The sequence below is a fragment of the Sporosarcina sp. 179-K 3D1 HS genome (assembly GCF_047228905.1).
GTDB lineage: Bacteria > Bacillota > Bacilli > Bacillales_A > Planococcaceae > Sporosarcina.
Window position 1 is genome coordinate 156,687 of record NZ_JBFEGI010000009.1, and the last position, 12,616, is coordinate 169,302.

At 44.9% G+C, this 12,616-nt stretch carries 11 protein-coding genes; 7 read left to right on the forward strand and 4 right to left on the reverse strand.

What is annotated here, in order from left to right:
- Positions 1-132 precede the first annotated feature (132 nt).
- Positions 133-1,818 (forward strand): methyl-accepting chemotaxis protein, encoded by a 1,686-nt coding sequence (locus AB1K83_RS13050; RefSeq protein ID WP_413058632.1) that lies wholly within the window; start codon positions 133-135, stop codon positions 1,816-1,818.
- Between the two features lie 130 nt (positions 1,819-1,948).
- A complete protein-coding gene (gene yugI / locus AB1K83_RS13055; RefSeq protein ID WP_413058633.1) occupies positions 1,949-2,323 on the forward strand; it encodes a S1 domain-containing post-transcriptional regulator GSP13 in 375 nt (124 codons plus the stop codon).
- 39 nt (positions 2,324-2,362) lie between these two features.
- On the opposite strand, the gene AB1K83_RS13060 is transcribed toward yugI, so the two are convergent.
- On the reverse strand, positions 2,363-3,682 hold the full coding sequence (locus tag AB1K83_RS13060; RefSeq protein ID WP_413058634.1) for a sigma 54-interacting transcriptional regulator: 1,320 nt from the start codon (positions 3,680-3,682) through the stop codon (positions 2,363-2,365).
- A 137-nt stretch (positions 3,683-3,819) separates the two neighbouring features.
- On the opposite strand from AB1K83_RS13060, the gene pruA reads away from it, so the two are divergent.
- The 3 genes from pruA (at position 3,820) to AB1K83_RS13075 (ending at position 7,946) form a co-directional block, all read left to right on the forward strand.
- A complete protein-coding gene (pruA, locus tag AB1K83_RS13065) occupies positions 3,820-5,364 on the forward strand; it encodes an L-glutamate gamma-semialdehyde dehydrogenase (protein WP_413058635.1) in 1,545 nt (514 codons plus the stop codon).
- A gap of 69 nt (positions 5,365-5,433) precedes the next feature.
- Positions 5,434-6,627 (forward strand): ornithine--oxo-acid transaminase, encoded by a 1,194-nt coding sequence (locus tag AB1K83_RS13070; RefSeq protein WP_413058636.1) that lies wholly within the window; start codon positions 5,434-5,436, stop codon positions 6,625-6,627.
- 74 nt (positions 6,628-6,701) lie between these two features.
- The gene (locus AB1K83_RS13075; RefSeq protein WP_413058637.1) at positions 6,702-7,946 is read left to right on the forward strand and encodes a Glu/Leu/Phe/Val family dehydrogenase; all 1,245 of its coding nucleotides are present in this window, start codon (positions 6,702-6,704) and stop codon (positions 7,944-7,946) included.
- A 46-nt stretch (positions 7,947-7,992) separates the two neighbouring features.
- On the opposite strand, the gene AB1K83_RS13080 is transcribed toward AB1K83_RS13075, so the two are convergent.
- Positions 7,993-8,229 carry a DUF378 domain-containing protein gene (locus AB1K83_RS13080; protein WP_413058638.1) on the reverse strand — a complete coding sequence of 79 codons (237 nt, stop codon included), beginning with the start codon at positions 8,227-8,229 and terminating at the stop codon, positions 7,993-7,995.
- Positions 8,230-8,355: 126 nt separating this feature from the next.
- Between AB1K83_RS13080 and AB1K83_RS13085 the strand changes: the two genes are divergently transcribed.
- Complete coding sequence (locus AB1K83_RS13085; protein ID WP_413058639.1) at positions 8,356-9,519, forward strand: iron-containing alcohol dehydrogenase; 1,164 nt, start codon at positions 8,356-8,358, stop codon at positions 9,517-9,519.
- A 38-nt stretch (positions 9,520-9,557) separates the two neighbouring features.
- Here the strand turns inward: AB1K83_RS13085 and AB1K83_RS13090 are convergent, their stop codons facing one another.
- Positions 9,558-10,565: a cation diffusion facilitator family transporter gene (locus tag AB1K83_RS13090; protein ID WP_413058640.1), complete on the reverse strand. Its 1,008-nt coding sequence runs from the start codon at positions 10,563-10,565 to the stop codon at positions 9,558-9,560.
- Positions 10,566-10,577: 12 nt separating this feature from the next.
- Positions 10,578-11,300, reverse strand: coding sequence for an MgtC/SapB family protein (locus tag AB1K83_RS13095; RefSeq protein WP_413058641.1), 723 nt, complete (start codon positions 11,298-11,300; stop codon positions 10,578-10,580).
- Between the two features lie 123 nt (positions 11,301-11,423).
- Between AB1K83_RS13095 and AB1K83_RS13100 the strand changes: the two genes are divergently transcribed.
- A complete protein-coding gene (locus AB1K83_RS13100; protein WP_413058642.1) occupies positions 11,424-12,314 on the forward strand; it encodes a DMT family transporter in 891 nt (296 codons plus the stop codon).
- Positions 12,315-12,616: the final 302 nt, after the last annotated feature.

Sequence of the window (12,616 nt, forward strand, 5' to 3'; positions counted from 1 at the left end):
GATTATTGTCGAAACATGTCGAAAGGTGGATGATAGAAAAGACGAGCTGAGAATAGACCTGATGTAATAGGAGGGGGATTTGCAGGCAGTCAGGTACTAAGGTTTATTTACAAAAAGGAAGGATTGTATTTGGTGATAAAGTTTAAAAGTATTAGAGGAAAGTTAGTTTTTGCTTTTTCTCTTGTCATTTTATTAGTGATTTTAATGGGTATCTATAATAATGTTTCAATTCAAAAAATCAATTCAGATACTGAGAATATTGTTAATGAAGAAATCCAATTACTAATAGCTAATCAACAATTGGAAACGTCTATGGCGAATAGAATCAGTACTGCGCGGGGCTATGTATTAGAAGGGGACCCTACATTTAAAGAACGGTTTACGGAGTATACAGAAACGGGAAAACACTATGAAGCAATTGCTAGAGAAATAGGGGTAACACAAGAATTCGATGAACTTATTGCGCAAACTGTCCAATGGAGGAACGCAGTAGTAGAAACCGTTTTTGAGGAATATGATCGAGGAAATACGGAAAGGGCTCGCGAAAATCTAGTTAAATTGACACCGATGGTACGCGAAATCATGGATGGCTACAATCATTTGGCCACACAGTCATTGCAATTAATTGAAGAAAAAGGCGATGCGGTCATTTCAAACGGAAAGTCGACATTATCCATTGTCACGACGATTACAATATTAGTCGTCATACTAAGTGCTTTATTTTCTTACATTACAGCAAGTCTCATTTCAAAACCGATAAGAACCGTCATGGAGCGTGTGCAGGCCATCGCGAAGGGGGACTTGAGCCAAGAACCGCTCATCACTAAATCGCAAGACGAAGTCGGACGTTTAGTCGAGTCGACCAATGAGATGAATGATAATGTGCGCAATTTATTAACTCAGATCAACGAAGTGTCTGCAACCGTTTCAAGTCAAAGTGAAGAGTTGACGCAAGCTTCTCATGAGGTCAGTGTGGCTACTGAACAAGTTGTCAGTACGATGCAGGAATTGTCTTCCGGTATTGAAGAAGAAGCAGTCAGTGCAAGTGAATTAGCGACTACAATGGAGTCCTTCACGTCGAAGGTAGGGGAAGCCGATGAAAAAGGCGACCAAGCCCGACAATCTTCTCAAGAAGTATTACAGATGACATCAGAAGGAAGTCGATTAATGGAAAATTCCACTGCACAAATGACGAAGATTGACCAGATTGTACAGGAGGCCGTTCAGAAAATCCAAGGTTTGGATGCACAGTCCCAGGAAATTTCCAAGTTGGTCGAAGTGATTAAAGATATCGCCGATCAAACCAATTTATTGGCGTTAAATGCTGCCATTGAGGCAGCGAGAGCAGGCGAACATGGGAAAGGGTTTGCAGTTGTCGCAGAAGAAGTGAAGAAACTGGCCGAACAGGTATCCGTTTCCGTATCGGATATTACCGGGATTGTCATTAGTATTCAAAACGAATCCAGTACGGTAGCGGAGTCATTGATCCAAGGGTATGAAGAAGTGGAAACAGGAACTCAGCAAATTCTATCTACGGGAGAGACCTTCCAACAAATCCATGGGGCAGTCGCCGAGATGGCAGTTCACATCCAGGTGGTATCAGCCAACTTATCTGATATTGCTGCGAATAGTCATCAAATGAGCAGTTCCATTGAGCAAATTGCAGCCATTTCAGAAGAGTCGGCAGCTGGTGTGGAGCAGACATCGGCTTCAGCACAAGAAACAAGCAGTTCCATGGAAGAAGTGGCAGGCAGCTCCGTACAGCTTGCAAAATTAGCGGAGGAACTCAATTACCTGGTTAGGCAGTTCAAGATTTAACTGGATTCTACTGAGCCAACGAACGCAGCTTGAATAGTCGACTTTTTGCCTAGCTTCTGTTAACATGTTATAATTTTGGATGGCCATATCGGCAGAAGAGGGATTAAGTATAGATTGGGAGCTGTTTCAATTGGCGAAAACTTACAAAGCGGGAGAAGAGCTCACAGGTACTGTGACAGGCATCCAACCGTATGGGGCGTTTGTGGCGCTAGATGATGAAACACAAGGGCTTGTTCACATTTCGGAAATTACGTACGGGTTTGTAAAGGATATTCATGATTATCTTTCCGTCGGCCAAGAAGTGAAAGTCAAGGTCTTGGATGTCGATTCGGAAGCGAAAAAAGTCAGCTTGTCTATCCGTGCTCTTTTGGAAGCGCCTTCTACGTCACGACGAGAGGATCGTCCGAGAAAATCATTGCAGGCGCGTGTCAAAGAACATGACGCGGAAGGATTCAATTCTTTAAAGGATAAATTAAAGGATTGGATTGAGAAATCGGGACAGTGATCCGGTTTCGAAGTAAACCGAATGAAACGGGGAAAAGGATTAGTCCTTTTCCCCGTTTTTCAGTTTACGTAGACGATATTGCAGGTTTTGTCTGCTCATTCCGAGTGCATTCGCCGTTTTGGTCACATTTCCATCATGCAGTTTCATTGCTTTTTGCACATAATACGCTTCCGCCTCACGCAAATACTGATCGAGTGGAAGCAACTCGCGTTGGGGTTGGACGATGAAATCAGTTGCTTGCGTCGGCTCTTCCGCTTTCACTTGTTGCTTCATCCGGAAGTGCATAGGCAGCATTTCGTAGCTGATGCACGTATCGGTTGTTGAAAGGGAAGAGACCTCATCTAGCAATAGTTCCAGCTCCCGGAAATTCCCGGGCCAGTCATATTCCAAAAATAAGCCTTCGACATCGGGTGTCACACATTCAAGCGGAGAGCCGAATCGTTCTTTTCTATATGTTAGATAGGTGGTCACAAAAGGCAGGATATCCTCTTTCCGTTTCCGTAAAGGAGGAATCTGGATGACAAATGAAACAAAAAAGTAATACAGGTCCTTCAGTAATGTCCCAGAAGCGATCAATTCAACAGGATCTTCATCGATGCTGGCAATAAACTGCTTTTTTGACTGGTCTGTTGCTTGTAAAATCGAAAGCAATTTTTGCTGAAGAGGAATCGACAAAAGGTCAATCCGCTCGCAGAACAGAGTCAGGACATCCTCCCCATTCACTTCTTCCTCCAATCGGTCTATCAGTTCCGGATCCGAGCTATGGCAGAAAAGAGAATAGAACATACCTTTTGGGGGCAATAATTCATGATGGATGCTTTCAGCGATCAGTTCCTTTCCGGTTCCCGATTCCCCGATCAGCAAGATTGGCACTTTCGCCCGGGCTGCCTTTTTGGCGGTGGCTAGAACCGTCTTCATTGCTTCCGAGTCGGCGACAAACTGGCTTAATGAGCGGGAATGGTTATGTTTCCGCAAAGGTTGTAGTACGTACTTCTCGATTGCTGTCACATCGCGGGCCAATTCCACCGCTCCGATGAGTTTGTCCTCCTCAAAAACAGGGAACGTGTCATTGACTGTTGTAATCTCCGTTCCAGTTTGGTTCCAATAGGTCTGCTTTACATTCAATTGCTCCTTTCCGTTTTGTAGCACTTTCAATAAAGTACTTTCTTCTTTTTCAAAATTAAATAACTCCAGAATGGAACGGTCTCCGACATCTTCCAATGCCAACCCTTCAATTTCTTTCATTTTTTCGTTGTAAATGACGGTTCGGCCATTTTGATCGATTGCATGAATTCCTATTCCTGCGTGATCCACGGCAAACTTATAAAAAGGGAACAGCGCTTCATCGTTGTTTTTCATTTCAAACACCTTCTACTTTATTTTCTCGGAAGATAATATGTAATACTTGAAATCCGCAATATTATTTTGCATTATTATATATGTAATCAGACGAACGATGCAAATAAATTTTGCGTATAATAAAAAGGAGGATCACTATGATTCCGTACAAACATGAACCTTTTACTGATTTTACGCAGGATGAGAACCGGAAGGCATTCCAAGAAGCCCTTAAAACGGTGGAAGGGTATCTGGCCCAAGATTATCCGCTTATTATCGGCGGAGAGCGTATCATGACGGGGGAAAAAATTGTATCTTCAAACCCTGCGAATAAAGAAGAAGTGATTGGCCGTGTTTCCAAATGTAGCCGTGACCTTGCCGAAAAAGCGATGAACGTTGCAGACGAAACCTTCCGTACTTGGAAGAAAGTCGATCCGAAATTCCGTGCCGACATCCTATTCAAGGCGGCTGCTATCGTTCGACGTCGCAAACATGAATTTTCAGCACTTTTAACTAAAGAAGCAGGAAAACCTTGGAACGAGGCTGATGCGGATACAGCGGAAGCGATTGATTTTCTTGAATATTATGGCCGTCAAATGCTCAAATTAAAAGACGGGATCCCAGTGGAAAGCCGTCCTGGCGAGTTTAACCGTTTTGATTATATCCCATTAGGAGTCGGAGTCGTCATCTCACCATGGAACTTTGCATTGGCAATCATGGCGGGCACAACTGTGGCCGCTCTTGTAACGGGCAATACGGTCCTTCTGAAACCGGCATCGACTACTCCTGTCGTCGCCTATAAGTTCATCGAAGTATTGGAAGAAGCGGGTATGCCCGCGGGTGTCGTCAACTTCATCCCGGGTTCCGGAGCAGAAGTCGGAGATTACCTGGTAGACCATCCGAGAACACGTTTCATTTCCTTTACTGGCTCGCGGGAAGTGGGAACTCGCATTTACGAGCGGGCTGCAGTTGTCAATGAAGGACAGATCTGGTTGAAACGTGTGATCGCGGAGATGGGCGGTAAAGACACGATCGTTGTTGATAGTGATGCCGATCTTGAGCTTGCGGCACAGTCCATTGTCAAATCAGCATTTGGCTTTAGCGGACAAAAATGTTCCGCGTGTTCCCGTGCGGTGATCTTGGAAGATGTTTATGACCAAGTCGTAGAACGTGTGGGTGAATTGACGAAAGACCTGAAATATGGAGATCCTGCTAACCAATCGAATTTTGCCGGTCCGGTAATCGACCAGAACTCATACAATAAAATCATGGAATACATTGCTATCGGCAAGAAGGAAGGTCGTCTGATCGCAGGAGGCGAGGGCGATGATTCGAAAGGTTATTTCGTTGCGCCGACTGTCATCGCGGATCTGGATCCGAATTCCCGTGTGATGCAGGAAGAGATTTTCGGTCCTGTCGTTGGTTTGACAAAAGCAAAGACGTTTGCTGAAGCAATCTACATTGCAAATAACACTGATTACGGATTAACTGGTGCGGTCATTACAAACAACCGTTTCCACATAGAGCAGGCCCGCGAGGACTTCCATGTGGGGAACTTGTACTTTAACCGCGGTTGTACAGGTGCCATCGTTGGATATCAACCATTTGGCGGTTTCAATATGTCTGGAACTGACTCCAAAGCGGGCGGCCCGGACTACTTGCAACTCCATATGCAGGGTAAAACAACTTCGGAAATGCTTTGATTTCCAGCCCGGGATAGGTATGCCGCCAAAGCGTACCCGTCCCTTTACATATATTGAGGAGGAACGGCAATGACAGTATCAGAAAAAGTGATTGGCCAAACGGAAAAATTTGGAGCGAATAATTATCACCCGCTCCCAATTGTAATATCAGAGGCCCAAGGGGTTTGGGTAAGGGACCCTGAGGGGAATAAATATATGGATATGTTATCTGCCTATTCGGCTGTGAACCAAGGACATCGCCATCCGAAAATTATTCAAGCGTTGAAAGACCAAGCAGATAAAGTGACATTGACATCACGTGCCTTCCATAACGACCAACTCGGCCCTTGGTATGAAAAAATTTGTCAACTGTCAGGGAAAGAAATGGCCCTTCCTATGAACACCGGGGCAGAAGCAGTTGAAACGGCCATTAAAGCAGCACGACGTTGGGCGTATGATGTTAAGGGGGTTGCTGATAATCAGGCAGAAATCATCGGCTGTGTAGGCAATTTCCACGGACGGACAATGGGTGCGGTTTCCTTGTCTTCCGACGCTGAATACAAACGCGGATTCGGTCCATTGCTACCAGGTATTACATTGGTGCCATATGGCGATATCAAAGCACTGGAAGAAGCAATCACTCCGAATACGGCTGCATTCCTTATCGAACCGATCCAAGGGGAAGCTGGAATCTTGATTCCGCCAAAAGGTTTTATGAAAGAAGCGAGGGAGCTTTGTAAGAAGCACAATGTTTTGTTCATTGCCGATGAAATCCAAGCGGGTCTTTGTCGTACTGGAAAAATGTTCGCGTGTGAATGGGAAGAGATTGAACCGGATATGTATATTTTAGGTAAAGCATTAGGTGGCGGCGTATTCCCGATTTCTTGCGTGGTGGCGAATAAAGACATTCTTGGCGTATTTAATCCAGGTTCACATGGTTCGACATTCGGAGGAAATCCGATGGCTTGTGCAGTATCGATCGCTTCCCTAGATGTACTCCTTGATGAAAATTTGGGCGACCGTTCATTGGAACTTGGAACATATTTCATGGAAGAATTGAAAAAAATTCAAAATCCCTCAATCAAAGAAGTGCGGGGACGCGGGCTATTCATCGGCGTGGAACTTACGGAAGCGGCCCGTCCCTATTGCGAAAAGTTGAAAGAAATGGGATTGCTTTGTAAAGAGACGCATGATACTGTCATACGTTTTGCACCGCCACTTATTATTGAAAAAGAGGAATTGGACTGGGCTCTTGAAAAAATCTACAAAGTTTTTGCGAATTAACCCCAAAAACGATTTTAGGTATGTTACAATGTCTGCGGACGAAATACATTATGAACAAAGAGGCGAATCATTACATGACTGAAAACCTGAATCTATTAACGTCTACGCAAGAGGTCATTAAGGATGCACTTGAAAAATTAGGCTATGATGAGGGAATGTACGAATTATTAAAAGAACCCCTACGCATGGTGGAAGTACGGATCCCGGTCCGGATGGATGACGGGAAAGTGAAAGTTTTCACAGGATTCCGTGGCCAGCATAACGATGCAGTCGGCCCTACAAAAGGTGGAGTTCGGTTCCACCCGCAAGTTAGTGCGGACGAAGTACGTGCATTATCCATGTGGATGACATTGAAAGCGGGTATCGTCGACTTGCCATATGGCGGTGGAAAAGGCGGAATCATTTGTGACCCACGTGAAATGTCAATGGGAGAACTGGAGCGACTGAGCCGTGGGTATGTACGTGCACTCAGCCAAGTAATGGGTCCGGCAAAAGATATTCCGGCTCCGGACGTGTTTACGAATGCGCAAATCATGGCATGGATGATGGATGAATATAGCCGCATTGATGAGTTCAACTCACCAGGCTTCATTACTGGTAAACCGATAGTGCTCGGTGGGTCTCAAGGACGTGACCGCGCAACTGCGGAAGGTGTCACCATTATTATTAAAGAAGCGGCAAAACGCCGTAACATTGATATAAAAGGCGCTCGGATCGTTATCCAAGGCTTCGGGAATGCTGGAAGTTTCCTTTCGAAATTCCTTCACGAAGAAGGAGCGAAAGTGATTGGGATTTCGGATGCGTACGGTGCGCTGCATGATCCGGATGGATTGGATATCGATTATCTGTTAGATCGCCGGGATAGCTTCGGAACAGTCACCACTTTGTTTGAAAATACAATTACAAATAAAGAGTTGTTGGAACTGGATTGTGATATTCTTGTTCCAGCTGCGATTGAAAACCAGATTACAGAAGAAAATGCACATAATATTAAAGCGAAAATTGTTGTGGAAGCGGCTAACGGTCCAACAACAACGGAAGGAACAAGAATTCTTACAGAACGTGGAATTCTACTCGTTCCGGACGTACTTGCAAGTGCAGGCGGTGTGACAGTTTCTTACTTTGAATGGGTTCAGAATAATATGGGCTACTACTGGTCTGAAGAAGAAGTCCGTGAAAAGATGACGGAGAAAATGTTGTCGGCCTTCGATAACGTCTATTCTGTCTCTACTACCCGTAATATTGATATGCGTCTGGCTGCATATATGATCGGTGTACGGAAAACAGCAGAAGCTGCCCGCTTCCGTGGGTGGGCGTAACAGTAAGATAAAAAGGCATTTCCCGAGTAGATTCGGGAGATGCCTTTTACGCTTTTTCCGGGGCTGAAGGTTCGGGGGTGTCGCGTCCGCGCCATTGGTCAAACAAGAGACCAAGGGTAACCAGCCCCGAAATGCCAATCGCGATATAAATGAATCTTGACAGCGGCTCCGAAAATCCGCCCCCAAATTGACCAACCACATCAAAACGGAACAATCCGGCTACACCCCAGTTCAAAGCACCGATAATAGTGAGTGCAAGTGCCAACCTTTGTACAGTACCCAACCGGCAAACACCTCCTGTTTACCTAGTATTTCCCATTCAAGAAAATCCATACAACTACCGTAAGTTTTGCAAATGTTGACCGATCTCCGTGATAATAACAGTAATGACGCTGGAGGTGAGAGAAGTATGAATGATTTTGTGTTCCATAACCCTGTTAAATTGATATTTGGACAAGGGCAAATTCGGCAGTTGGAGGGAGAATTAAAGAACTTTGGCAGCCGCATTCTCCTCGTATACGGCGGAGGTAGCATTAAACGGAGTGGTCTATATGATGAAGTGACCTCCATACTGCAACAGGCGGGAAAAGAAGTTCATGAACTTTCCGGAGTAGAGCCGAACCCTCGGGTATCGACAGCACGAAAGGGGGCTACCATCTGTAAGGAGAAGCAAATCGATTTCATTTTGGCGGTCGGCGGTGGGTCGGTAATCGATTGCACCAAATTGATAGCTTCTGCAGCGAAATACGACGGCGATGCGTGGGATCTTGTGACACGTAAAGTGTTGGCGAGCGATGCCTTGCCGTTCGGTACCATTCTAACGCTGGCTGCGACAGGTTCGGAAATGAACGCCGGTTCTGTGATTACGAACGAAGAAACGGAAGAGAAATACGGCTGGGGCGGACCGCTTAATTATCCAAAATTCTCGATTTTGGACCCAGCCTATACCGTAACAGTGCCAAAAGATCAGACGGTCTATGGCATTGTCGACATTATGTCCCATGTCTTGGAGCAATACTTTCACAATGCAACGAATACCCCTGTGCAGGATGAGTTATGTGAGGGGCTTTTGCGGGCCGTGATCGACGCCGGTCCAAAGCTGGTGGAAGATCCGGATAATATGGAGTTGAGGGAGACTATACTCTTTGCAGGAACAATGGCATTGAACGGCATGATCGGAGTCGGTTCCAAAGGCGATTGGGCTTCCCATGATATTGAGCATGCCGTGTCCGCGGTCTATGATATTCCACATGCCGGAGGGTTGGCGATTCTATTTCCAAATTGGATGCGTTATAACGTCAAGGTCAATCCAAGCCGATTTGCCCGGCTTGCTGTCAAGGTTTTCGAAGTGGATCCGGCAGGGAAGACGGAAGAGGAGGTTGCCATGGAGGGAATTGACTTCCTTCGCGACTTTTGGGATTCAATTGGCGCTCCCAAAGCACTCTCCGATTATCATATTGACGATTCCAAGCTTAAATTGATGGCAGAGAAGGCCACTGCCAACGGACCCCTCGGAAAGTTTAGCGTATTGCACACAGATGATGTGCTTGCAATATTAAAAGCATCCTTATAATGAAGAAAGAGGCGATGTGAATGTCACACCGCCTCTTCTTACTTGATTTCGGGTAGTTTCGAGGTGATCTGTTTTGCGGCCTCAGTAGAATTCGTCCGGCTCCACGTTAAAACTCCATCGTCCTCATCGAAAGAAATGAGAACATCCCGTACGCCTTTTTGCTTTAATATGGTATCCATGAGACGGTCGCGAATGTCATCAACGTATGCAACAGTATGGGTAGGATCCACTTCTGCCACCACTTCAACGTGAAGGAATTCCCCTTCTTTGATAACTTCCACGCGTTGGATATCCTTAACGTCGGGATCTTCAGCCACGAGATAGGCGATATGGTTGAGCATTTCTTCATCGGTCTCCCCGATAGCTCCCCGTGCATTATCCAAAAACACTCTACTTACTACATAGAACATCATTAAACCGATTAAGATGGATGCAATGCCTTCCGCTGCAAGGAAACCGAAAAAGTGAGCCAAGAGGACTGCAACAAAAGCGAGAATTCCTCCGCTAGCGGCGACCAGGTCTTCCATGAACACGAGCTTCGTTGGCGGTTTTGCCTTGTTCAAATATCGGAAGCTGGTGGTGATAGGAGCAAGTCCCCCTTTTTCTATACCTGCTTCATGCAGAACTTCTTTTCCTGCTTTAAAGAGAACTATGAACTCCAAAACAATCCCGATGCCGAGAACAGATAAGTTGATCAACAAGCCGCCTGATTCGGCGGGATTCAAGATATGATGCCATCCCCCAATAATCGCTTCGTATGACATGATGCCAACGACAATGACCGCGCCCAAGCAGACCAGATTCACGACTCGGCCAAAACCATTGGGATATTTGGGTGTCGGTGCTTTCCGGGAAAGGGCAGAGCCGATATAGACGAAAAACTGGTTGGCCGCATCCCCTAAAGAGTGCAACATCTCCGCAAACATGGCGACATTTCCAGTAAAGAAATAAGCGATAGCTTTCAACGCCGCAATTGCCGTATTGACGATGGCTGCCAGGAGTGAAGGTTTATTTCCTTCTTTTAATAGTTTTAGTAAGTCTGACATAGCGGACCTCCATTAATTAAATAATTCTACTTCGACCGATTCTACATAGGGAAGTGCGGATAACTCAATGTATAACTGGGATGTTTCTTTTTTTGGCAAGGCGGTGAGACGAAAGTCCATCTCGTGCTTTGTCGTTTCGTTCGGTTCGATTATTTTTCGGATACGTAAATTCTCGACTGACATCCCTTCCAACTGCAAGTATTCGATCAAATCATCAATTTTTGACATGTCCGTTACAACGAACGTGAAGGCAGCGTCTTTCGCCCGAAGTCGTTTGGGACCGAATTTCCCAAGCAATGGGGAGAGGACTTCAATTACGAACATGACACTGAGGACAGCAAATGCGGCTTCAATATAGAAACCGGCTCCAACAGCAATCCCTATCCCGGCCGCCCCCCAAATCATCGCAGCTGTAGTTAGACCAGTGATATTATCATTATCTCTCCTTAGTATTGCCCCTGCACCCAAGAATCCTATACCACTAACAATTTGTGCGGCCAAACGTAGTGGGTCCATCGTGACGTTGATATCATCGCGAGCGGGCACGAGATAGGCCGCTTCAATGGATATGATTGTCATAAGACAACTGAAAGTGGCGATGACGGCACTTGTTTTCAAACCAATCGGCTTTTTCTTCATTTCCCTTTCTACGCCAATAACTAAACTTAATACTAAAGCGAGGGTGATTTTTATCAAAACCTCGGGATACATCGTTTCATTTAATATCCAGTCCATATACATCCCCCTTTTTCTATGTTGGTTGGTGCTCATTGAGATGGCGTGATATACTCTTTAATATTCTATTGCCTTAAAAAGCTGGGAGTAACCTCGGCTTTAGTTGAAAGTGAAGTGTTTTACATGGAAAGACCAGCGATACATCCATATATCCCGATTGTAATCGGCGTCTTATCGGTGATACTCTCGGCTATCTTCGTCAAGCTTGCGAACGCGGATTCCGGGGTGATTGCGTTTTACCGTATGCTATTTTCAGTGCTTGCGATGTTGCCGATCTTCTTATTGAAATATAAAAGTGAGCTGAAAGGACTTGTGCGAAAAGATTGGATCTTTTCTACAATTGCGGGTATTTTCCTAGCATTTCATTTTATTTTCTGGTTCGAATCATTAAACTACACGTCAGTCGCCAGTTCTACGGTCTTGGTAACGTTACAGCCGATCTTCGCATTTGTTGGAACCTACTTCTTTTTCAAGGAAAAGGTTTCTATGAAAACTATTCTGTCAGCTCTAATTGCTATTACGGGTAGCGTGATTATCAGTTGGGGGGATTTCAGACTAAGCGGTTCTGCATTATATGGAGATGTGTTAGCTTTGATCGGTTGCGCCCTAGTGACTGCCTATCTACTTTTTGGGCAGGAGGTTCGAAAAAGGCTTTCTATTATTACATATACGTTTGTGGTTTATTCAATAAGCACGATTACGTTGTTTTTTTATGTTCTGATAAAAGGTGAATCATTTGGCCCCTATTCTTCGACCAACTGGTTTTGGTTCATCATGCTAGCGCTGATTCCAAATCTTCTAGGGCATACATTGTTTAATTGGGCGCTAAGATGGGTGAGTACAAATGTTATTTCGATTGCCATTTTGTTTGAGCCAGTTGGGGCTGCTGTCCTGGCATTTTATATATTCGGTGAGACATTGACACTGTCCCAAGTGGTAGGTGGCCTAGTCGTTTTAAGCGGCATTAGCTTGTTCGTAATTGACCCTAGAAAAATTATTAAAAAGTTTTTTTAAAAAAGGCTTGCTTATTTGGTTGCTGATGTTGTATATTAGAACATGTCCTCAGGGAGCGGTTAACAACTAAGAAAAAAGAAGTTGAAAAAAGTTGTTGACTTAAATCTTGAAGGATGTTATATTGATAAAGTCGCTGTTAACGACAGCTGATACAACATGAACCTTGAAAACTGAACAGCAAAACGTCAACAAATAAAGTTCTGGAGCCGACCCCGTCGGTGAAAAGAACAAAACGAATCTTCAGATTCGAAATTGACATCTTAAATGATGCCAGCAAGAAACTCGAGCTATTCGAATTTCTC

What these genes read in the sequence shown, in the direction of transcription:
- AB1K83_RS13060 (WP_413058634.1), bottom strand. Translation starts at nt 3,682, where the DNA reads ATGAAAAACAACGATGAAGCGCTGTTCCCTTTTTATAAGTTTGCCGTG.
- pruA (WP_413058635.1), top strand. Translation starts at nt 3,820, where the DNA reads ATGATTCCGTACAAACATGAACCTTTTACTGATTTTACGCAGGATGAG.
- AB1K83_RS13070 (WP_413058636.1), top strand. Translation starts at nt 5,434, where the DNA reads ATGACAGTATCAGAAAAAGTGATTGGCCAAACGGAAAAATTTGGAGCG.
- AB1K83_RS13075 (WP_413058637.1), top strand. Translation starts at nt 6,702, where the DNA reads ATGACTGAAAACCTGAATCTATTAACGTCTACGCAAGAGGTCATTAAG.
- AB1K83_RS13085 (WP_413058639.1), top strand. Translation starts at nt 8,356, where the DNA reads ATGAATGATTTTGTGTTCCATAACCCTGTTAAATTGATATTTGGACAA.
- AB1K83_RS13090 (WP_413058640.1), bottom strand. Translation starts at nt 10,565, where the DNA reads ATGTCAGACTTACTAAAACTATTAAAAGAAGGAAATAAACCTTCACTC.
- AB1K83_RS13095 (WP_413058641.1), bottom strand. Translation starts at nt 11,300, where the DNA reads ATGGACTGGATATTAAATGAAACGATGTATCCCGAGGTTTTGATAAAA.
- AB1K83_RS13100 (WP_413058642.1), top strand. Translation starts at nt 11,424, where the DNA reads ATGGAAAGACCAGCGATACATCCATATATCCCGATTGTAATCGGCGTC.